Origin of the sequence: Aeromonas sp. CU5, from assembly GCF_002586745.1 — a bacterium.
GTDB lineage: Bacteria > Pseudomonadota > Gammaproteobacteria > Enterobacterales > Aeromonadaceae > Aeromonas > Aeromonas sobria.
Genome location: NZ_CP023817.1, coordinates 304,502 through 327,509, shown reverse-complemented (window position 1 = coordinate 327,509; position 23,008 = coordinate 304,502). Strand labels below are relative to the sequence as shown.

At 51.2% G+C, this 23,008-nt stretch carries 18 protein-coding genes and 1 other annotated feature; of the genes, 4 read left to right on the top strand and 14 right to left on the bottom strand.

The features are described from left to right. The 8 genes from phrB to CK911_RS01410 form a co-directional block, all read right to left on the bottom strand. Complete coding sequence (gene phrB / locus CK911_RS01445; protein WP_098968745.1) at positions 1 to 1,422, bottom strand: deoxyribodipyrimidine photo-lyase; 1,422 nt, start codon at positions 1,420 to 1,422, stop codon at positions 1 to 3. Beyond that, positions 1,419 to 2,306 carry a MerR family transcriptional regulator gene (locus tag CK911_RS01440; protein ID WP_098968744.1) on the bottom strand — a complete coding sequence of 296 codons (888 nt, stop codon included), beginning with the start codon at positions 2,304 to 2,306 and terminating at the stop codon, positions 1,419 to 1,421. Before CK911_RS01440 ends, phrB begins: the two co-directional genes overlap by 4 nt. Positions 2,307 to 2,452: 146 nt before the next feature. Continuing rightward, entirely contained in the window at positions 2,453 to 3,400 is a 948-nt protein-coding gene (locus tag CK911_RS01435) for a DUF523 and DUF1722 domain-containing protein (RefSeq protein WP_098968743.1), read from the bottom strand. Positions 3,401 to 3,580: 180 nt separating this feature from the next. Continuing rightward, the gene (locus CK911_RS01430) at positions 3,581 to 4,228 is read right to left on the bottom strand and encodes an autotransporter (RefSeq protein WP_098968742.1); all 648 of its coding nucleotides are present in this window, start codon (positions 4,226 to 4,228) and stop codon (positions 3,581 to 3,583) included. Between the two features lie 189 nt (positions 4,229 to 4,417). Then, on the bottom strand, positions 4,418 to 4,990 hold the full coding sequence (locus tag CK911_RS01425; protein ID WP_098968741.1) for a DUF3157 family protein: 573 nt from the start codon (positions 4,988 to 4,990) through the stop codon (positions 4,418 to 4,420). A gap of 106 nt (positions 4,991 to 5,096) precedes the next feature. Beyond that, the gene (locus CK911_RS01420; RefSeq protein WP_098968740.1) at positions 5,097 to 5,933 is read right to left on the bottom strand and encodes a hypothetical protein; all 837 of its coding nucleotides are present in this window, start codon (positions 5,931 to 5,933) and stop codon (positions 5,097 to 5,099) included. A gap of 79 nt (positions 5,934 to 6,012) precedes the next feature. Continuing rightward, a complete protein-coding gene (locus tag CK911_RS01415) occupies positions 6,013 to 6,291 on the bottom strand; it encodes a DUF6482 family protein (protein ID WP_068976850.1) in 279 nt (92 codons plus the stop codon). An 18-nt stretch (positions 6,292 to 6,309) separates the two neighbouring features. Then, positions 6,310 to 6,921 carry an HAD family phosphatase gene (locus tag CK911_RS01410; protein WP_098968739.1) on the bottom strand — a complete coding sequence of 204 codons (612 nt, stop codon included), beginning with the start codon at positions 6,919 to 6,921 and terminating at the stop codon, positions 6,310 to 6,312. A gap of 170 nt (positions 6,922 to 7,091) precedes the next feature. Beyond that, positions 7,092 to 7,213 (top strand) — a sequence feature (Phe leader region). Between the two features lie 38 nt (positions 7,214 to 7,251). On the opposite strand from CK911_RS01410, the gene pheA reads away from it, so the two are divergent. Next, positions 7,252 to 8,424 (top strand): prephenate dehydratase, encoded by a 1,173-nt coding sequence (pheA, locus tag CK911_RS01405; RefSeq protein WP_098968738.1) that lies wholly within the window; start codon positions 7,252 to 7,254, stop codon positions 8,422 to 8,424. 100 nt (positions 8,425 to 8,524) lie between these two features. On the opposite strand, the gene CK911_RS01400 is transcribed toward pheA, so the two are convergent. Next, positions 8,525 to 8,950 (bottom strand): LPP20 family lipoprotein, encoded by a 426-nt coding sequence (locus CK911_RS01400; protein WP_098968737.1) that lies wholly within the window; start codon positions 8,948 to 8,950, stop codon positions 8,525 to 8,527. Positions 8,951 to 8,960: 10 nt separating this feature from the next. Beyond that, positions 8,961 to 9,581, bottom strand: coding sequence for a FlgO family outer membrane protein (locus CK911_RS01395; protein ID WP_005338718.1), 621 nt, complete (start codon positions 9,579 to 9,581; stop codon positions 8,961 to 8,963). 207 nt (positions 9,582 to 9,788) lie between these two features. Here CK911_RS01395 and CK911_RS01390 point away from each other — a divergent pair, with 207 nt between their 5' ends. From CK911_RS01390 to CK911_RS01380, 3 genes are all read left to right on the top strand, one after another. Further along, positions 9,789 to 10,943, top strand: coding sequence for a flagellar assembly protein FlgT (locus CK911_RS01390; protein WP_098968735.1), 1,155 nt, complete (start codon positions 9,789 to 9,791; stop codon positions 10,941 to 10,943). Between the two features lie 346 nt (positions 10,944 to 11,289). Next, on the top strand, positions 11,290 to 12,831 hold the full coding sequence (locus CK911_RS01385; protein ID WP_098968734.1) for a tyrosine-type recombinase/integrase: 1,542 nt from the start codon (positions 11,290 to 11,292) through the stop codon (positions 12,829 to 12,831). Positions 12,832 to 13,058: 227 nt separating this feature from the next. After that, positions 13,059 to 13,511, top strand: coding sequence for an antitoxin Xre/MbcA/ParS toxin-binding domain-containing protein (locus CK911_RS01380; protein ID WP_098968733.1), 453 nt, complete (start codon positions 13,059 to 13,061; stop codon positions 13,509 to 13,511). 384 nt (positions 13,512 to 13,895) lie between these two features. On the opposite strand, the gene CK911_RS01375 is transcribed toward CK911_RS01380, so the two are convergent. The 4 genes from CK911_RS01375 to CK911_RS01365 all read right to left on the bottom strand — a co-directional run bounded on the left by CK911_RS01375 (position 13,896) and on the right by CK911_RS01365 (position 22,969). After that, positions 13,896 to 15,164, bottom strand: a complete 1,269-nt coding sequence (locus CK911_RS01375) for a hypothetical protein (RefSeq protein ID WP_157774513.1) — start codon at positions 15,162 to 15,164, stop codon at positions 13,896 to 13,898. 98 nt (positions 15,165 to 15,262) lie between these two features. Continuing rightward, a complete protein-coding gene (locus CK911_RS21050) occupies positions 15,263 to 15,868 on the bottom strand; it encodes a hypothetical protein (protein WP_157774512.1) in 606 nt (201 codons plus the stop codon). A gap of 625 nt (positions 15,869 to 16,493) precedes the next feature. After that, positions 16,494 to 16,760: a hypothetical protein gene (locus tag CK911_RS01370; protein WP_098968731.1), complete on the bottom strand. Its 267-nt coding sequence runs from the start codon at positions 16,758 to 16,760 to the stop codon at positions 16,494 to 16,496. A gap of 551 nt (positions 16,761 to 17,311) precedes the next feature. Continuing rightward, positions 17,312 to 22,969, bottom strand: a complete 5,658-nt coding sequence (locus CK911_RS01365; RefSeq protein ID WP_157774511.1) for a hypothetical protein — start codon at positions 22,967 to 22,969, stop codon at positions 17,312 to 17,314. Positions 22,970 to 23,008: the final 39 nt, after the last annotated feature.

Below are 23,008 nucleotides of genomic sequence, written 5' to 3'. Positions count from 1 at the left end.
CTATTTCTCCAGAGAGCGAAACATCTCGATGGCTCTCACCCGGGCAACGGCGTGATCCACCATGGGTGCCGGATAATCCTGTCGCCCCTTGAGCCGCAGCCAGTCGTGGGGCTGATGCACATAAGCGGCAGGAATATCGGCAAGTTCAGTTACCCAGGTACGGATAAACTCCCCTTGTGGATCAAATCGTTGCCCCTGAGTGGTGGGGTTGAAGACCCGAAAATAGGGCGCCGCATCGGCGCCGGTACCCGCCGCCCACTGCCAGCCGCCGTTGTTGGCCGCCAGATCGCCGTCGATCAACCGACTCATGAAGTAATCCTCCCCGAGCCGCCAGTGGATATGGAGATCCTTGGTGAGAAAGCTCGCCACTATCATCCGCAGCCGGTTGTGCATCCAGCCGGTGGCGTTGAGGCAGCGCATCGCCGCATCGACAATGGGGTAGCCGGTACGTCCCTCGCACCAGGCGGCAAAGGCATCCGGGTCCCAGCTCCACGGCAGCGCTGCGGTCTCGGGCTTGAAGGGGCGATTCATGGAAAGAGTCGGGTTCAGCACCAGCAGGTGGCGATAGAACTCGCGCCAGACCAGCTCATTGAGCCAGACAAAGCCGGGCTGGGCCTTGGACTGGGGCCGATAGCCAAGGCGCTGTTGAAGCGCCGCCACGCACTGACGGGGGCTGATGATGCCCGCCGCCAGATAGGGGGAGAGCACGGACGTGCCTGCGATGGCAGGAAAATCCCGGGTCTCGCCATAGTCGAGCACCGCCTGCTCCAGAAAATCGTTCAAACGGCGCCGGGCTTCCGCCTCCCCCACCGGCCAGCGTGGATCTGCCGTCAGCTCGCCGAGCGCCTCATCAACCCACTCCCGCTCTGCCAGCGGCAGCCACGGCAGCGGCTCGCCACGGGACGCTGGCGCGCGATGAATGACAAACCCCTCCTCGTCGAGGGCCTTGAGCCAGGCGCGACTGAAAGGTGTGAAGACCTTGAACATCTCCCCCGACCCGGTCAGCACCCGCCCCGGCGGCAATACGCAACAACCGTTGAGCCAGTGACAACTCACCGCCTGCTCTGCCAGCGCGGCGCTGACGGCATGGTCGCGACGCTGCTCATCGATCTCGATAGCCTGATTGGCATAGAGTTGGGTCACCCCCTGCTCGCGGCAGAGGTCTGCCAACGCTGCAGGTACCTCGGCAAAGGTCTCCAATCGCAGCAGATGGAGCGGGATGCCAAGCACCGCCAGCTCGCGGCCCAGCACATCGACCTGCGCCAACATAAAGCGCTGACGAACCGCGGCTAGCTTGTGCTGCCGCCACTGGGTGGGAGAGATGATAAAGAGCGCGGCCACCGGCTCATCATCGGCGCAGGCATGCCGCAGCGCAGGGTTGTCGGCAAGGCGCAGATCATTGCGCAACCAGATCAGCTTCAAGACTTTTTCCTCCCGCGTCCGTTGGCGCCAGCCGCAGCTGGCGCATCTGCCATCAGCTCGGCAAGGCTCACCTGCCAGCCGTGGGCTTGCAGCCACTCGTCATCGTAGAGGCGACCCAGCTCGCCAAACAGGCGCGTGCCTGCGGGCCACCCGGCGGCCAGCTCCTGTTTGCCAAGACCGGCTCCCAGCAATACCAGCCAGGGGGTGACGGCACGTCCCTCCAGCAAGCTGGCATGGCGAGGTTCGACCGCCCCCAGCAGTTGCACCTCATAGCCCTGACCGATCAGCTCATAAGCAGCCCAGACCAAATCGAGAGGGCCGACCTGTCCCCAGCTTACCAACGTAACCGGCACGCCCTTCTCCTGCTCGATCAGGTGACGGGCGAAGCGGGTATGGAGCCAGCCCAGCCACACCTGTTGCAGCAGCTCGCCATCGGGCCGCTCGCGCCACAGCCCCAGCAGCCGCTCCACCAGCGGTTGCAGTACCCGGCTTCGCACCAGCTCGAACGGGTAGCTCGCCAGCAGATCGTTGAGCTCGGCTTCTGCCTTGCGCTGGTTGAAGGCGAGCAGTGCCTGACTGAACTGCTCCAGGGTTTGCTGCCAGTGATCGCTCACCGGCTGGGCGTGGGGTTCGCTCAAGAGCCCCTTCACCTGCCCGATACTCACCCCCCGCTCCAGCCAGCTCAGGATCTCGCCGATTTGGCGGATATCCTGCTCGCTGTAGAGGCGGTGGCCCTTTTCGGTTCGGGCCGGTTGCACCAGACCGTAGCGGCGCTGCCAGGCGCGCAGGGTCACGGCGTTGACGCCGGTGAGGCGGGAGACCTCGCGAATGGGGTAGATCCCCTCATCAGCCAGAGGAGCAACTTCTTGCGATAAATCAGACATGACAACGTCCATCAAACAGAGGTGTAAAGCGCCCCGGCGCAAGCCATGCACCGGGGCAACAGAACGGATTCAGAGCCCGTAACGCAGTTTCAGCGAGTTGGGATGAAGGTCGAGATAGACCTGCTCGAGCGCACAAAACAGCATTCTCAGAGCCCATAGCGCAATTTGAGCGTATCGGGGTGCGGATTGAGATAAACCTGCTCGGCGAGATAGGGATTGGGGTACTCGCGCAGGTAGTGGCGGATCAGGGTGAGCGGCACCAGCAAGGGGAAGATACCGGTACGGTACTTGTCGATGGTATCGGCAAGCTCCTGCTTCTGGGCCGGGGTCAGCACCCGCTTGAAGTAGCCCTGCAGGTGCATCAGCACATTGGTGTGGCTGCGACGGTTGGCGCGCAGGGTCAGCGCTGTCATCAATCCCTTGATGTAGTTGTCGGCCACCTCCTGCACATTGGTGGCCTTGCCCAGATTGCCGAGCAGCTTGCCGAGCGCTCGGTAGTGGGTGGTGGCGTGGGAGAGCACCAGATACTTGTAACGGGAGTGGAAGCGGACCAGCGCAGCGGCGGTTATGCCACGGGCGCAAAGCTGCTGCCAGTCATGGTAGGCAAAGACCCGCAGCACGAAGTTCTCCCGCAGGATGGGATCGCACAGACGGCCATCTTCCTCTACCGGCAGCAGGGGGTTGGCCTCCATCAACGCCTTGGCAAACAGGCCGATCCCCTCCTTGGCGCTCCCCTCGTTATTGGCGCCATAGACCTTGACCCGCTCCATGCCGCAGCTGGGGGATTTGGCGCAGAGGATGTAACCGGAGATAAAGTCGAGCTGGCGGGCTTTCTGCTCACTAAAGGCAATCAGCTTTTCGGTGACATCGAAGCTGCCATTACTCGCCTCGGCGCGGATCTCGCCGTGACGCTTGACCAGCCGGATGGCGGCGCGGGGCGCCCCCAGACCGATGGCCATTTCGGGACAGACGGGGTGATAGTCAAAGTGAGCGCCAAGATCCCGTTCGCAGAAGCTGGAGCGCTTGTGGCCCCCATCGAAACGCACCTCTTGTCCCAGCAGGCAGGCACTGATACCGACTTTAATCTTGTACATGATGACGCTCCTTGTATAAGTACTGATTCAGTTATAGCAGTTATACAAAGAAATGGAAGTTGTATAACTATTTGCGACTGATACGACACAAGGAGAAAAAAGGGATCACCGGAAAAAGAAAAAACCCATGGCAAACGCCATGGGTAAACATCAAGACACTACGGAATACAGGAAGGAAAATCAGAAGCTGTACTTCACACCCAGGCTGGAGATGGAGCCTTTTTGCAGATCCCAGTTGCGATAGGTGTAGTCGGCAGTCAGCGCCCAGTTCTGGTTGAGCTTGTAGGCACCGCCCACCTTGAAGTCGTGCATATCGTCAGTCATGTTGGCGTAGCGATAGGCGGTGGAAAGCTCGATGTCGCCGATGTCGTAGCGCAGACCCACTTCACCATACATGCTGCCGCTGCTCTTGCGGCTCACCAGATCCCAGCCCTTGACGTCATAGGCCTGCTCGCGCTCCATGGTGTAACCCATCAGACCGGTTTCACCGTAGAGGTTCAGGCCGGTACTGAGCGGGGTGAAGACACCGATACCCAGGCTGCCGATCCCCATGCTGTCATTGCCGTGCTGGGCAGAGGTGCCCTCTGAGAGCAGACGGCCGTAGAAGTTGTTGGCGAACGATTTGGAGAGATCCAGCGTCACGCCTCCAAAATCGCGAGTGCCCTGATTGCTGGTATCACGGGGAAAGGCCAGGCCGTTGTTCAGATAATCGGATTTGGTGTGCGCCCAGGTGGCAGAACCCTTGGCGTAGCTGAAGGCATCCTGCGCCATGGCGGAAGTAGAGGCAAACCCGGCCAGAACCAGAAGAGAGACAGTTGCTTTTTTCATGATGATAACTCCATGTGATTGGGCCCGTTGCTAGCGAGCTGGTATGGAGTCATTGTGCGGCCAGGTTCCCGGCTTGCCGAGCTGCAAGCTGTTGCAGAACCATGTCAGATGTAAGCAGATATTGCTGGGAGTGTCAGCGGCAACAAGTTGCCGGCCCAAACGGTTTGCATGGGCCGGAACAGCGGAAAATCAGCGGAATACCACCTCGTCAATTTCGACCCGCACCAGCGGCTGACCGGTCAATCCGGCAGGACGGGGGATCTCGATGGCCAGCGACGGACGGGCTTGCCCCTTGCGCAGATAGGTCTCCGGCAAGCGGTTCTCGGCAACCCAGAAGCGGGCCTCCTGACGGCTCAGCTGCACACCGTCAGCACTGAACAGGGTCACCATGCCGCGCACACCAACCACATTGCGGTTGCCGGTATTGCTCACCATAAAGGTCAGCGCCAGCGGGTCAGACCCTTCGATCTTGTCCAGCTTGACCACCACACCATCGCGTGCCATCTGGGCCAGCAGTTCCGGATTTGCCTTGGCCTGCTCGGTCAGTACCGGGGCGGCTACCGCTACCAAGGCCCCCGCCTTCCCATCAGCGGCCACACCCTGCACCGGTTCTGCCGGTTTGACCACCAGATACTCCCAGGTGAAGTCATCGTTGAGCTGAACCTGCCGGCCATCGGGCAGCGTCACCTGAGAGAGGGGGGCGGCCTGTACCAGCACGGGTGAGAGGCACAGGGCAATCAGCAGACGAGAGAAGGGTTTCATAGGGCGAAGCTCGGTAACGGGTGAAAGGGCGACAGTATAAACAGTCCCGTCGCCCCTTGCCTATGACAGCACTCACGTTCTGACACCCCCGTCGCTCGCCCGCAGGCTAGATGGCGAGCTCGTGCCGCTCTTGCTGCGCCATATCCAGGGTCACCAGATCGAACTCGGTCCCCTTGAGGGCAGACAGAATATCCGATTGCATATCAAAGGCCTGGGCACGCTGATGCTCGGGCAGACGTACCCGGGCCAGGGTGGTAGAGCAGTCGCACAGGGTATGGAAAAAGACCTGCGCCTCATCTAGCCCCATGTCGGCCAGCATCTGCTCGGCCTGATCCACCATCCGCAGATAGCGCTGCTCCAGCATCCGTGGATTGGCGAAGCGATTACTGAGGCAACCGTTGCTCCCCTTGCCCCAGCGACCCAGCTGGCGTTTGTGGAAGCCGTAGCGATAATCGCGACGCTTCAAGCCGTTGTCAGCAAAAAACCAGATGGTATTGGCAGGCAGGGAACCAAACTGGGCCAGATAGTCGTCACGCTCCTCCACCGCAGCGGGGATCAGCAGCGGCAGGTGAGACCACTCTGCACGGGTCTGCACATGCTCATAAATGCGGCGAACCGGATCGATCAATCCTTCCATGTGTGGCAGGCGATCACAGAAGACAATCTCATCGCTCTTGACGATCCAGTGGTCGATGCCATAGCGCTGGCAATAACGCCGGGCACGGGCCACTTCGCTGCGACTGCGAGTCGGATTATCGAGGGTAATGGCGTGGATCTTGACGCCAGCGGCGCGGCACAGATCGATGCTGTAGCAGGATTCCAACCGTCCCGAAAAAGAGACAACCAGCTCGTCAAAACCCGCCAGTCGCTCAATCAATAGCTGTTCCCTGGCTTGAAAAGAGTGATCATATCCCTGATTCAGTACAACAACATTGGCACCCATTAAACAGCTCCGGATGATGAACAGGTGCGCTATTGTGGGGTAAACAAGCTGAATAGACCCTTAAAGAGTCTGGTTAACATTAAAACTTGATGATTATTTCTTGCGGGCCTGCCGTCATCTCTTCAGTTTGAGGGTCATAAATTCGCAAACGAGCCTGATACACCTGATGAGCCCGCAAAAAACCTTGAGCTTGATCCAGCGAGGTGAAGGTCAGGTGCCCTCCCTCGCTGTCGGTCAGGCAGAGGCTCTCCCCTTCCGCCTCGATGCAAAGCTGATAACCGCTGCCATCCTTGCAGGCGATGATCAAGGTCGCCTCGGGATAGTGACTCAACCAGTTGCGAAACCGGCCATGCTCCATAGTACTCCCACAGGGGCATCACCCCTTGCCGGTGGTGGGCAAACAGCCCAGCTCACCCAGTTGCTGACGGCAACTCGCCGCGTCGGTGAAGACGATCCCCCTGATGCCGAGGGCCTCTGCGGCCGCGATGTTGGCGGGACTGTCATCGATGAAGATGCACTCTGCCGGTTTCAAATCGAACGATACCAGCAGATAGCGATAGATATCCGGCTCAGGCTTCATCATCCGCACCCGCGCCGATACCACCTTGCCGCTGAAGCAGCGCCAGAACTCCTGATGCTGCTCCAGCCAGTCGATGCTGGCGTGGCCCATGTTGGAGAGGGCATACAGGGTGTGCCCCGCCCCGTGCAGCTCGGCTATCAGGGTCAGCATAGCGGGATCTGGCAAGAGCGATGCGGGAACCGCCTGCAAAATGGCCAGATTCTCCGCCGCAGACAAACCGGTGCGCGCTTGCGCTTCCCGGGCCATGGTGTGCAGTGACATGGTGCCTCTGTCCACCTCCAGCCAGTCCGGGTGGTTAAAGAGCTGTTCCGCCAACTGTTCGGCCCCCTGCGGGCCACGCACCGAACTCACTATACCCACCGGATCCCAGCTCACCACCACCCGTCCCAGATCGAAAATAATGGTCATCCGCTTCACCTCCCTCATCCTTTGAATGTTATTCAAACGGAATCGATACATCCCGTTTACACGCCGTTTTCTTAACCGGATACCCTGCCCCCATCCCCGCCCGCGGGCAAGTTTTACTTGCATCAGACCGCCAAATCCCTTAATGGTTAGGGCGTTACCATAAGGACTTTGACCATGCAGCCAACATTCTTCTTTGCTTTCTCGTTTATCCGGCCCGCTTGAGGGAAGGCCTGTCGTCGTGTGAGCAGCAAGCAAAGACGAATCGAGCCTCCCCTAGCGGAGGCTTTTTTTTGCATTAATATCAATCGATTACTTGGATAGGGAACAATCATGGCAACGCTCGACGAGATCAGACAAGACATCACCCGGTTGGATCAGGAGCTGCTTGCCCTGCTGGCGAAACGCAAGACCCTCAGCATCGAGGTGGCCCGTGCCAAACAGGCCAATCCCCGCCCCATCCGTGACCACCAGCGGGAGCAGGAGCTGCTGGTCGCCCTGATCCAGAAAGGGCGCGTGCTGGGGCTGGATGCCCAGTACATCACCCGCATCTATCACACCATCATCGAAGATTCTGTGCTCTCCCAGCAGGCCTATCTGCAGAGCCTGCTCAACCCGGAGCAACAGGAGCCGATGACCAGCGTCGCCTATCTGGGGCCGCGCGGTTCTTACTCAAGCCTCGCCGCCCGCAAATATCTGGCCCGCTACAAGGATCAGGTGATCGAGGTGAACTGCCAGAATTTTCGCGAAGTGCTGGATGCGGTGGAGTCGGGCCGCGCCGCCTTTGGTGTGCTGCCCATCGAAAACACCAGTTCGGGCTCCATCAACGAAGTCTATGACGTGATGCAGCACACCAGCCTCTCCATCGTCGGCGAGCTCACCTACCCCATCGAGCACTGCATCCTCACCGCCGTGCCGACCGAGCTGAGCCGTATCAAGACCTTCTATGCCCACCCGCAGGTGTTCCAGCAGTGCTCCCACTATCTGAGCAAGCTGGAAGGGGCGCGCCACGAGATCTGCGACTCCTCCTCCAGCGCCATGATGAAGGTGAAAGAGCTGGCCAGCCCCGAGGCCGCCGCCATCGGCAGCGCAGCAGGTGGCGAGCTCTATGGCCTGGACGTACTGGCCGAGCATCTTGCAAACCAGAAAGAGAACTACAGCCGCTTTATCGTGGTGGCACGCAAGCCCATCGACGTGGCGCCGCAGATCCCGGCCAAAACCACCCTTATCATGTCCACCTCCCAGAAGCCGGGTTCGCTGGTGGAGGCACTGCTGGTACTGCGCAGCCACGAGATCAACATGACCAAACTGGAATCCCGTCCGGTGCAGGGCAACCCGTGGGAAGAGATGTTCTATCTCGATGTCTCCGCCAATCTGCAGACCCCGGCAATGCAGGCCGCACTGGTGGAGCTGACCAAGATCACCCGCTATATCAAGGTGCTTGGCTGCTACCCGAGTGAGGATGTGAAACCCACCGCAGTGCCGCCGGTGCTGATGGGGAGCTAAACAGCCCTGAATGACAAAACCAGAACGACAAAAGGCGAGCACCATGCTCGCCTTTTTTTGATGCCTGTGTTGATGCCTGTTTTCAAGTCAGGCAATCAACTCAGAACTGACTGGCCATCAACTGATTGATGTTGTAGAGGGCGCGGGTATCGAGCTCCATCTCGGTGGCATAGGTGTTGCCACGCGGATAGGAGGCGACCACCCGGGCACCACGCACCATACCGGCTACCGACACGTCCAGCGAGTTGGAGGTCTGGGTCAGATCGCGGTAGCTGCTCTGGCCACGCACCTGCTGGCCATTGAGCTGCTCGGCCAGCTCACGATAGGCATCCATCTTGGAGGCGCGAATGGCTTGCAGCATCTTCTCCGACTGGGAGGGGCCGGGCTGAATGTCGATCACCGCATAGCCCACCGCCTTGAGCACCGGAAAATCATCGGGCTTGCCACCCTGGGTGTAATCCACCACCCGGTTGTAGCTGCAACCGGTGAGCAAGAGTGCCAACAGGCAACCAAACAGGATCTTCATAACTCGCTCCTCACGGGGTCAGGTTGACCAGATGACCGCCCGGCCGGGCCTGACTGTCACGCATCAGATAACCGCGATTGATCGATGCCCGACCAAACGAGTTGTTGGCACCGAACAGATATTTTTGCGGGATCAGACTCTGGGCCGTGGTCTCCACCATCTTGGTGCGCATGTCGATAACGCGGGCGTTGACCAGGATCCCCTTGCTGTTGCGGCTGAAGGTACCGACCAGAATGCGGGAGATCGGTAAACGGGAAGAGAGCTCCTTGTAGTTGCGGCTCAGCACGAAGTCCCCCTGCGGCGTCACCTTGATGCTGCCAGTCAGCTTGAAGTCCACCACCACCTCGCCGCGGCGATTGAGCTCGTAGATAAAGCTCTCCTCAATCTGCTGGCCCATCCAGTTGGTGTCCTGCAGGGTATCGAGATCGACGAAAGAGGCTACCGCGATAGGCTCGGTCAGGGTGGTCAGCGATTTGCGCTCCATCAGCTGGTCGGTCATACGCGCCACCAGCCAGTTGAGCTCCATCCCCTGCGCCGCCTGGCGCGGGTCACCCTGATCCCGATTGATAGGGTCGGAGCCACACCCGGTCAATGCCAGAGCGAGCGCCAACGCCGTAATGAGTTTGTTCATGGATACCTTTCCTGTATCTGCACCTGACTTATTATCGGACGCGCCGGACAAAGCTTGAGCCAGGAATGAGGCATGATTCTTGCTTTTAATGGTCATTGTCAGCGCCACCGTGCGCTGCCAACCGGCAAGTGTTGTGAACCATGTCGGCCAGTGGGTGTCATTTCCTCAGGAAGTGGCGCGGCTGCCCGCCAACTCAAGGTATCTGCTATGAAATTACCGCTGCTGTTGACCCTGCTGCTGGCCAGCCTGAGCGCCCGCGCCGAGCTTATCGAAGCACAGGGCAGCGCCGCCATTCTGGGGGGCGATGAAGTCTATGCCCGCGAGCAGGCGACCCGCGACGCCCTGCGTCAGGCCCTGCTGGCCAGCGGCGCGGCTGTCTCCAGCGTCCAGCGTCTGGAAAATGGCAGCCTGCGCTCCGAGCAGATCCAGATCCGCTCCGGCGGCGATATTCGCCAGTACCGGCTCAAACGGGAAGAGGTGCGCAACGGCCGCATGTACATCACGCTAGTGGCCGACATTCAAGCCGAGCGCCAGATCTGCCAGACCCAGCACTTCGCCAAGGATTTGACACTGGTGAGGCTGCGGATGCGCTATCCGGATCAGGCCAGCTACGGCGCCATGGACGATATGCCGGAAAACCTCTCGCGACGGCTGTTCGAAACTCTCGCCAATGCGCCGCAAGGGGTCGCGGTGCGCCAGTGGCTGGATGAAAACCTGCGCATCGACCCGCTTCACCTGCAACAGGGGGATCGCAGCGCCCTCGAGGAGATCAAGGCGCTCAGCCTGCGTACCGACAGTCAGTATCTGGTACTCGGCAGCATCGATGATCTCTCCATCGAGCCGCAGGGCAACCAGCTGACCAGCTGGTATGAGGATCCGGTGCGCAACTTTCGCATGCAGCTCTACCTGTTCGATGGCATCAACGGCAGTCTGGTCAACCGCAAGGTCTACGAAGGGCGCGCCACCTGGACCTTTGGCAAGCGGGATCAGGTAGGCAGCAGCAGCGGCCAGTTCTGGCAGTCGAGCTACGGCCAGGAAGTCAACTACCAGCTGCAGCAGGCCGCTCAGGATTTGGTGGCCCAGCTCACCTGCGCCCCGGTCACCGCCCGGGTAGTCGGCCAGAACGAACGCGGCCCCTACATCAATCTGGGGCGGCGCAACGGCGTCAAGCTTGGCGATCAGTTCCGCATCCAGCACAACGCCGACTTCATCGACCCCTACGGCAAGTCGCGCATGATGCGCAACCCGGCCGACGGCCTGTTCGAAGTGGTACAGGTATTCGACGATGGCGCCATCATCAGCAGCCAGAACAAATATTCACCGTTTAACATCCAGAATGGGGATTTGGCAGTATTGGAATAAAAATCAAGGGTTTAAAAGGGAGTTGCTTCTTGTATAATGCCCGCCACAAGGCTCCCGTAGCTCAGTAGGATAGAGCGGTCCCCTCCTAAGGGATGTTTATTGCTTAAAAATCTATCTAAATAGGCTGTTATAAGATTTTTTAAATATTAGGAATTATAAATATTTCCTTTAAAAACATAGCTTTATAGCTCAAAAAGCATTCATAAACAACCGAGCTGCTTGTTTTGTGAGCGGCGCAATCGATGCCTGTTTTGCGCTATTTAAGAGCTATTCACGCCACTCAACTCTACTTTTGCGCTATTTTGCCGCTATAATGTCTCAATAGAACATTTTTCGGTGGTACCCAATGGCTCCCAAAAATCCGGCTACATCCATACGCAAAGAAGAGTTCGATCTTAAGACGCTGCTCCAGGGTCACCCTGCGGCCATAATTAAAGGGAAATTCTCATTTACCTTTAAAGACCAGTACATAGATAGTCTTCCATTTATTAATGATAAAAATAAATGTGTTGAATTAACGCACTATAGTTCTGACGATGAAAAATATAATGAAAAGAACAAACCAAGATTAAAACTAAGAATCGGAAACAGTGTTAAGACATTCTATATTGTTTACGATAAAAATCGGAGGCAGAAAATTGGCAATTGGATGTCTCGCGCTAAAAGTGGACATTACCAAAAAGGTTTTTTTAGCGTTACACAGGCTAAGGAAGAGTTTAAGAGATTAGTTAGTGATGCTGAAAAGATTAATCCAGAAAAGTGGAAATATCAGTCTTTTACATTGAGAACTTATCTTTTAGAGCATTATAAAAACGACCGTGAAAATAAATCAAACAAGAGAAATTCATTAAGCCCTGTTACCGACAAAACAATAAGGGAAATCTCATCTGCCTTTGAACCATGGTTAGACCTCAAGCTATCTGAATTTAATGAAGATCATCCAGTAATATTCAAAAAGTATTGGCAGAACAAAGAAACGCCAATAACATCAGAAACAATGAGGAAATACTATTCCTTATTAAATAGCTTGTTTAATATGTGTGTTACGTGCACCTATTTACCAAAGAATAAAATTGATAGGCATATTTTTCTGTTCCCAAGAAACCCTAAGAGGCCTGTCACAACATATACTGACCCCACAAATGAAGTCGTGGAGTTTATTTTTAATGAAGACACTCCAGGTGGTGGGGATTCCAAGATCATAGTTGCAACCATGTTCCTATGCGGGGCAAGAAACTCTGAAATATATAGAAACACAAGCAACAACTTTAATATTAATGATAGAACCATACGTATTCCTGAGCACATTAGTAAAAACAAGGCTGCACGCATTGTTGCTATTGAGTCAGACTCATACTGGAATTATGTAGCGAAATATAAAACTCTAAAAAGCTTGAGTGATAGAGAGGGTGAGTTAATGTTTCCTTGTTGTCGCGAAGCAAAGGCCCCCCACGTAACTTCGAGCCTTTATCAGAAAACTTGGCAGGCAGTTAAAAAAGAGTTTAATTTTCCTAAGATAGGCCGATTATATGATGCCAGACATACTTTTGCCAAAAAAGCACTAGAAAGCGGAGTGCCTATTCAAGATTTATCCAAGATCACTGGACACAGCCTCCAAACGCTGATGGATTACTATATTGACAACAACATCAGCAAAGCCACAAGAGAAAAGTTAAGGGATGCAACAAATTCTAATGCAGCTATAAAGGTGCAACAGGAAACAAATTTCCCTCCATCTGTTAATAGCCTATATGAAAGCTATATTAGGAGATGTATAAAGAAGAATATAAAAGATGAACTCTCTACGTTCGTACAAGAAATGAAAGATTTGGGTGACCAAAACCAACTAAATGCAGAGCAAATTTTTTGGCTTAAAGAAATGCTGTAGCTTGAATATAAAGCTATTATTTTCTTGAAATGGATTTGCTAAATGAGGCCATATTTCTAGGTATAGGCCATGAACATGATTCAGTTCGTTCATTCGCTAATGGAGGGGGCGGGTGCCCTCCATATCAGCAACATCAACAATTATAACCAGTAAGGTAACTGTCAGAAAATCTGAACATGGAGTACGATGATGAGAACAAATCATTGTCAATACTGGAACAGTAAAATATGTCACTTTCAGTTTATCAACCCAGTACGCAGGCTAGTTCAGCCCACCCCCTTATGACGACTCTCAACATCCCTCAAGATCCACTGAGTGCACATCTCTGGATCATAGCTGGCGTAGCTCCTGGCATAATTCATCGACTAGCTGAATTGATGAGCACAGACTCAGGTTTGATATGCCGCTTAGCAGGCATTAGCCGGAGCACTGTTGCTCGCAAGCTGAGGATTGAGGCTCCCCTATCAATCTCGCAGGGTGCCAGGGTATACGGCGTTGTACAGGCACTCGAAGCTGTTCTCTTCCTCCACAGAAACAATACCGCCAGAGCATTGTCATGGTTACATCGCCCAGCCTGGGGCCTCGGTGGTAAAAGGCCAGCAGAGGTGCTGTCGACAGCTTTAGGGGCTCAGGCAGTAATAGTACTTGTAGGACGAATCCAACATGGGGTGTGCACCTAGTTCGAGGTATCTGATAGGCTAATCTCCCGCAAAAACGGTTAAAAAAACAACCAGCCTCATCTTTTTTCAAACTTTTTTCATTTACCCCACTTGAAAAAATCGAAAAAATGTCCATTTACTATTATTGAGAACAAATAAAAAATTTGAGAATTTCAACATTCCGCTGCTTCGCAGCGAAGATGATCCAGATTTTCATTATATTCCACCCATAATCGTTGATAAAAACATATTACACACCGTCAAAAATGCTTGCATACTCAAATAAATAATTAAAAATGCGAGAAACATATAATGTAGACTAATTAATGAGCCAAAGCAGTGATAAACTTAAGCTATACATACAACACGCACAAGTTGATAGTATATTGCTGTATGTTTTCATGTTCATTTGACACACAAAACACTATATTTATCTATACTTTTAACTCTCTTAGCTAGGATACCATCGCCCATCCGAGCTAGAACAACGCCCTCATTCAACCAATAGGAAGACTTCAGCCCAACTTGATTTTGAAATTCAGAGGACTTTAGGATTTTTGTATACTCAAGCTGTGAGGCAAGGCGCATTCCTTGATTTTTACAGAAATCAACGCTCTCATTAAAGGAGAGCCGTTTAAGTAGATTACCTTGATCACTATAAACATCCTCACTATCAATTCCATTAGAAACTGGCACATTGAAATTAATACCTGAAATGCTAAAGCCATGACTTAATACCTTTCTCCCTCTCGGACTTTTTATTAATGATTTAGGAGGGGATAATCGTGATTTCTTTACAGAGCTACCAACACTGAGAGGGATGAAAAACTCGCCATCACTATTGATGCGACGAACAATTGATGCCGAACCATTTTGGTTCTTAATATAAAATGAATGGATGCCTACATCAAGAGTCAGTGTTTTCTCACGCCCTAAACCATACGATTTCCCATCAATGAAATACTCAACAGTTTGGTTGGAATACAGCCGCACTGAAAACTGAGAAAGCTCCAACAAATCATTTACATATGCAAACATACTGTCACTAAATGTTCTTTTAAACTTGATGTTAGCTTTGTAATTGACATTACCGTCCAAATCCATACTAGCATTGGTAATTTTATAATGAGATATATCCTTGATTGTCCATACAGATCCAAGACTGGCACTTGCTTGAGCTATCACATCAGCCTTTCTGCCTGCCATACCCAAGCATTGTTTAATATTCTTCAGCGGTGAACATATAAAATTTCCTTGGTAGGAAATGCTTTCTTCATCATTAGATGAACTCCGTAACCTAGAAACAATTGCGTCCCTTAAAGAAATTTTTTTCTTACGCAAATGGTCATTTTGAACAACCAGAAGCCTAGACTTCACTCTCAATTCATTGTGATAATCTAATAATTCTTTTTTTTGGGTTGACAAGCGTGAATTTATAGACTTTATTTCACGAGACAGTCTTCCTAGCTCAAGTAATATAGGCTTATCTGCACCATCAAGCTCAAGTGCATTGATAAGTTGTAAACTTGCAGCCTTCAAATCTTCTTTTTTAACGCGAAGAGAAAGAGCAGTTTCGGCATTAAATGCATCTAACAAATATATATCTTGGCTAAGAGATAACACTTCTTCGTTAAGTTTAGCTACACTGGGTGTGTTAACCAACTCGGAAATCATGTCGAGCTCATGCCTAGTCAATTGATCCTCACTCGCATCCACCCTTATACTCCACAAACTCAAGTATATAGACAGTAGAAGAAAACCAAGCACCTTCATTATTTGCATGCCCGCAGCATCTCCATATGCATACCTCTGCCAACAAGGAGTTCGCTGCTCGGTCGTACAGGAGGGATAGAAAGTTGCCGCCCAGGCCCGACCAACCAACTTCTCCCTATCGAGTTTCCACATTCGAGATTCTCCATTAGTACAACATAACCATTACCGTTATTTTTAAAACTCGAGCCAGCATAATTGTATTTCATTAACAAGTTCTGAGGTGGAATGATAACTAACATAGTAACACTTTCCCTGTATTGACTTGATTTCCCAGATACTAATGAAACTTCGAAGTAACGTTCCTGACCATCTGAAGGTGCACCATTCCACCCTAACAGCAAGCCCTTTTTAGAGACATTCAACTTAACTCGTAGGTCAGCAGTAGATGTAGCTATCACGTGCCGCTGAGCACCCGGATAATCTACTTCATTTACTACAAGTTGCGTTAGGTTATCAACCCCCTCCGCAGCCACAAACATCTTCTTCTGTGAAACAGGCAACTCAATCATAGGGGGCAAAGAAAATGCATAAACACAAGATGAAGACAATAGCAACAAAAAAACAAGGGCATTCGTCACATTACGATAAAAAATGATTGATAACACAGGAGAGACTCCATAGACAAAAAAGAAAGTAAAAACACTCAAATTTTCAAAATCGAAGTATAATCCCAGACTGCATTCTTAAGAATATACAGTAATTAATTTTAGCAGTAAACCTCAAGTATACAAGCTCAAAGCAAAATTATATGTATTGTAAACATGACATATACGGATCACTCATGAAATGGGATGTAGAATTTATTCTTAAAATATAATATTGATACAACAGATTTTCATTGATGTTCGTTCAAATATTGACACCCAATCAAAAGTTATAAAAGTAAAATATCACTATACAGAAATTATAGCTATCTAAGCTAGACATCATATTCAGATACAGCAAAGTAAAAACAAATTCATACAACAATATAAAACCAACATATCAAAGCTAACAAAAGTCGAAATACAATTTAAATTACTAATGAATCCAAGCATCCATAAATATACTACGCATAAAAAAACATACTCACCGTTCATTTTATTAAATCCATAAAAACCCATTAGTATTCCCACTTCGTTAATACACGCTAAATATAAATATAAGAACGAAATAAAAATATGACTAGCATACCAATGGGTATACTAGTCACTGACTTGCAATAAATTTTCGTCTGAATGAAACTAAAAATTATTTAAGCAATGCGTAACCAGCCTCATTAGCATAGGCCTTTTGGAATGCCTCCCTAGCCAAGTGATACCTTTTTTCGCTAGCACTCAAGTTATACTCCGCTTTCTTAAGGCTGGATTTTGCATCTGAGAGTTTTTGCTGCGACATATTTAAATCATACTTGGCCCGCTCAATATTTTTAAGAAATGCATCACTTTGTGAAAAAGTCATATTTTGCGCGCAACCATTCAATAAAAATACAACGCCCACCATAAAAGTCTTATACATATAACCACCATGAATTAATTTTAACTAATGACATAATAAACATCTCAACACAACCTAAAAAAGTCTCCATTGAGAAAATTACCGCCTAATTTAACAGATTAACCCCCCAAGCCAGAACAAATACAGCGGGATAATATAGCATATGGAAATGCCAATAATAACCTCCTGCAAAAACAGCGATTAAATTACAACCATCAATTAATCCTCTTGTAAAAAAAAGCAAAAAAACACCTCCAATACATTATTAACAATAACAATGCAGCTCAATGATTTTGACATTCCACATCTGAATTTCATTAACTACTAATAATCTCAGAGACACATAACATCCCAAGCCATAACCACTTTGTGACTATACTATCGCTCAAAGTAAACCACATACCCACAAGGGAGTTATGCTATATAGCAATAAAATAGTACACCAGAACGTCATGACCATTGTTACATCGACTCTAGGAAGCAGAGTTTTATCAACATATTAATAAAACCCTGCTCACCCTCTAGTGACTTAATTACGACATTATAAATAGTTGGCACCTACCTAGTAAACATTACTCCATCGAGGCGCTTGCTGTTAAGCGCCCCTTTGCAGACGCTTTACCAAACCATATCTTCTCATCAACTGTCTCGCTAGAAACTGAATCATCCATCTTCACTATCGCAAACACCTTCGCTTTATATTCATTCGCTGCATAAGATGTCCATCCTGAATTTGAAGATGGCGTTGTCATCAATAGTTCATTCTGTGCTGAACAATCTATCTCCTGCTCGTTTCCTCCATCCTGAACCAGTTTCAGCGGTACGGCTACCTGACCCATCGGTGAGGTCAAAGTGCAGTATGACTTACCATCTTTTATCGCCGAAGGAACATCTGTCATACTAACTCTTAACTTCAATGCCAACGCGGCTCTTTGTAGCAGATGCCTTGCTACCTCACCCTCAGATGCACCTCTCGTCAATGGCGTCACTGCCCCAGCCTTTAGCGATAACCCATACTCAAGTTTCAAAGGCTGTGCGCCAATACCAATCTCCCCTTCTACTCCGGGCGTTGGCACGCTGATAAACGAAAGGGTTGGCACACCAGATGGGGTTATTGTCAACTCACCTGACTGCGCACTACCTGTCGCACTTTCACTATTACCAGGATTCGCTGAGACAACAAAATGCTCATCTTCTACATCACCATCAGTATGACTAACAATGTTGAAGGAGACCTGAGAAGCATTAGGCGCTACACGCAGTACTCCAGATAGCCTATCACTGCTTATACTCACAATCTCGCCACCCACTATACTTTCGAACAGCGACACATCATCACCCTCAATCATTGATAGAGGGTCTGTGCCAGGCCCAAGTTTCACAAACACATTACGTGGGATGGGGAATACCGCATCAAATGATAGTGTTGTGGTTGTACTCGATCCTTCGATCATGTCTACAGGCGTAGCATCAACCTTTATTACTTTCCCTAGAGGGTAAATCATCGCCTGTGCATTCTGAGCTATTGATGCATCGTAACTAGCACCAGAATTGGCACTCATACGAAATGTTTCTAGCGCATCGCTATCTAGGTTTGTGACAACTTTGAACTTGAATTGACTTGCGCCAGCTTTCATGCCCACTACACCACTAGATAAATCCCCACTCTTAAGATAAGCCCCCTCAAGTAGGTGAATGTTGCTATCTTGCAGATCATCAAGATGTGCCGTTTCATCGATAAATGCGAGGGAGACATCCTCCCCCCCGGTGGCCGGGGTATCGAACCCAACGGTAAACACCATTTCACCGCCAGTAATAACACCATCAGCAGGAGTCACTGTCACAGTTTTGACATTAGCAGTTGAGTCTATCGTCAACGTTCCAGATTGTGCAACAGTTGCAGATTCACTGCCGCCACCATTAATTTGTAACTTAAGCAGCTCAGGTAACTTGTCTGCATCATCCAGTGCTTTAATCCTAAAGCTCAGTGAATTTGTATCCTTATTGATAGGTACAGCCACACCAGTCTGACTTAACGTAAATGGTGCAAGTCCATCAGTACTGACAATCGACACATCATCAGGTGTTGCACTATTAAGTGACGGGACCGGCTTGATGAAAATTTGTTGCCCCACAGAAGCTGTCTCCGCGAGCATAATACTCACGACAGATTCCTCATTTTCCTTCACTGTAGTCGGTGTAAAGACAACAGAATTGACAAGGGGGTCTTTGACCGCTGTACCCACACCGACAGACGTCATGATTGCATCAGAAAAATCAGGTTTTAAGGCAAAATCCATCACTAACTGTCCATATTTACCTGGTTGAGGGTAAACGGTCAGATGAGCTTGGAGGCCATCATTAGCTGGCAAGCTTACATTCCCCGAAAGCTGCAAGCTGCCAGTTATTCCCCCCTTCCATGTGCTTCTGCCAATATCAACAAAGCCTGATATATCATTCCTTACACGATAATAAATAGTCTCAGCCTTTGTCGATGTCCCGATGGTTTCAAGTCGAACAATAGAAGATGATTCGCCACTGACAGAAGATACATCTAACGAAAGAGGAATATCTGGCTCAACGGTTGAATTGTACATCAATCCTACACTAGTTACATCGGGGTGGAATCCATCATTCCACGCCATGTATCGCATATTTACATAGTTTGTAGTACCGTCTGGCCGAAATTCAAATGTGTGCCGGCCTTTCTTCAGACCTTTGTCAGTATCAGTTTGAAGGTACACCCCATCCAATACTATGCCATATTCGTAGAGCCCGACACGGTCCACAGAAATAACAACACCACCATTAGGAGCCGTATCAGGTATAGTAAAAAAGCCTTTATTCCATTTTCTTGCAACAGGATGGGGTGGCATCAAGACATCTGTTATATATCTACCGCTGGATATGCCATTACCCATATCAGTTGAATAATAATAAAACCAATTCTTTTTTGCATCCGATGTCGACGATAAATATAAAGGCAAAACAACCCCATCGATATCAACAAGAGCGGCGGCAACACCCGTATTTGCTATGAAAGGGTCCGTCCCGGCGACAGTAATATCATATTGCCCGGCCAAGTTTATACACTTATTTTCACTAGCTGTGTGAACACCTGTTTCACCAGAGGGAAGAAGAGTATAACGATAAGACTTATGAGAACACACCGAGTCATCTGGATTGCTCCAACCGGGAGAACAACGAATGCACATCGTCTGCGGACTTCCATCTAAAGCAATTTCAAACAAAGGAGGTGACACTTGTGTCTGAGCCTCCAGCCTAAGAAAATAATACTTCTTCCCCCAGCTTCTAAAATTAAGCGTCATAGCACCTGTATTGGTAACAAGTGACGTATTTGTCTCTGTGGTGACCAACTCAATCACCTGACCGACCACCCTCTCAGTAAATGGCACACACTTTACCCCCGTGCACACTTTTAGTGCCGACAAATCCGCCCCCTCCGGAAGCTGCACGTCAAACCGACGCAAGGCTTGTGGATGTTGAGATAACTCACTGCCACGCACCTCTTTGAGCGTAATTTTTCCGACATTTATAGCCGCCATCACATGCGATACATTTGGCACACCACCATCACTTATCACTGCAATGTTACTGCGCTCCCCGTACTGGTTAGCGGCCAATAAGGCAAGTTGCTGTTTACCCAACGCCGGGGGCTTATCAGTCAGCACATGAATAATACGCTGCCGGGTCACCTCATCATAAATTGTCAGATAACGTAGCACGTCCGCCACCGGTTGCGCCGCATGGGTAGAAACCGCAATCTGCCAATGCAATGCAGGCATGCTCCGCGAAGTCACTTCTGCATTCACTGCATATGCTTCCATTGGCTTAGCGCTAGACGCATTACTTGCAACCATGCCATCGATACTCGGCACAAACAGTGACAACGCCTTGCCATTGGCCAACGTCGCCAGTGGCACCCGTTTACCTAACGGATACGCCTGTCCATCTATCAGATAACGCCCCTGTTGCTGCACGGCATAACCCAACTTGGCTGTGAGACTAAACTCCAAATCTCCCCACTTGGCCATCATCCGCTTAGGCATAATATTGCGCACTGGGCAGCTCATTCCCGCTACCCCATCAACTGTCGCCGCGCTACAAGCTGACGTAGCAGGTGCCATCAGCGTGAGTCCGTTACGGGTGGTGGCATTGATATTAAAGGTCGCCGCATGCCCGGACGCCTGCGCCATATCCATCTTTAAACTGAGCTTGCCACCGGGCTTAGCCAGGCGCTCCGCCGCTTGCGCTGTCAATACCGGATTGACAAAGCCATTCTCCGGCGCTCGCCGACCTCGCTGAACGCTCCCCTGGTCATTGGCAAACCCCTGGATGGTATCCAGTGGCTTCACATTGCGGGGGTGTGCCTGGCTGACATTATTGCTCACTTGCCAAATAACTGGCTGCGCCGGGTCAGTCAACGAGCCATACACCCCAGCCCCATAGCTTCGGCTGGTTGATGCAAGATAGCGACTCTGCGTCACTTCATCACTCAACACCGCCAACGTCACATGCTCCGTCACTTCCGCCGTCGGCGCAGAACCTTTGGGCATCATCGGCATACTGGCTCGGTCACCCATCAGCCCGCGGCTACGAGATGAAAATTCACCCGTGACGGCCCGTGGCGTGGTCAATGCCGCGACCGCATCACCCGGCACAAACAGTGTGATGTGCCCACCTTGGGTAAAATGCTCCAACCCAATCGAAGACCCCAGTTCAACCCAACCACTGCGCCCTACCTCATATCGCGCCTGGTTTTGTAAGGCATATGGCAGCCGCGCAGAGAGCTTGAAGTGAATGTCGCTGCTTTTCAGGGTCTGGGCATTGACTTCTATCCGGCGCAATTCGCATGACTGCCCCTTCACGCCCTTGACCACCATTGGCTCGCAACTTTGCATTGCTGGTAACAAGGTGATACCACCTACCTTACGGGCATTCAGTTGGTATTTACGCTTAGTGCCCGAGGCCATCAGCGCATCCGCACTCAGCAGCTGCTGGCCACCTATCACACCTTGCTGAAATTGTTGCCCCGCTTGAGCACTAAATACCATGGCCGACTTGTTGCCACGCTGCACAAAATCACCAAACAGCTCGGTCGGTGTCGCCTGTGATACCGATGTGATTTCATCCACCGGAGAACGATAGGTGTTCAAATACCACGCAGCAGCATACGGACCGCGCGGAGGCCAAGAGCCAAAAATCGCCTGCTCACGTGAGCGGTTCAAGGTGGTGATATAGGTAGTACGGGTCGGTTTATCTTCTACCGTCAACAGACTGGCGCGCGTCGTCACCACTTCACTATTGGCGTGCTTTCGGCCAATGGGTATCACAAATTCATCGCCAAAACGCTTGCGGCTGGCAGAGGAAAAGACCGCCTCCAATCGTTGCACCGTCGTCGCATCGGCTTGTGGGCCCGCTTTACTGGGATAGAACACCTCAATAGACGGGGCTCCACGAAAATCCGCCAGACTCATGGCGTCATTCAACTTACGCCAGGTCGTGCCAATCCGATACAGTACACCCTCAGGTGCTTTTACTGCACGCACAGTAAACTGAATGTCGCCAGCAGAAACGGCTTGATGAGCCCCGCTGAGGTGGCGCACTGTACATACTCGCCCTTTGCGCCCATTTACCGTCTCGCTACGGCATTGCTGTCCGGCAACTTTGCTTAACGTCAACGTGCCGCGCTTGACAACCGAGGTCTCCAGTGTGCGCGAGCCGTGCTCACCAAGCTGCTCAATCAATTGCAGTGCTCTTTGCCCAGACAAGCCCATGCCCGCAAGTTGATTAAACGCAGCTTCACTAAACACACCATTGACATATGCGCCAGGCGCTTTGTTCAACGCCACAATCTGGCTGCCCCTGACATCAGAAACCCCGCGAAAAGCCTCGGTGGGTAACAGGCCAATCAACCGTGTAACTTCGGGCTGTTCTTTATGGGTGAACCAGGTTGCCAGTCGTCTATTTTGCGGGGAGAGCCTATCAACACCAAAAACCGACTGCGGCCAGGATTTAGCAATACGCCCCCCGGTTCTGTCCAGCGTGGTGACGTAGCGGACTTTCATCACTTCATCGGTAATTAAGACCACGCCTAACTGCCCCCGCACTGTCTGCTGATGTGGTACCAAGGGCGTAAAAGGGCTAAGTGGTGCGACCGGTGCCGCAGACACAACTGACAGCAACAGCAGCAGCATGACTAATGACATAAGTCCATGTTTTAGTATCGACATGATGACTCTCAGGTA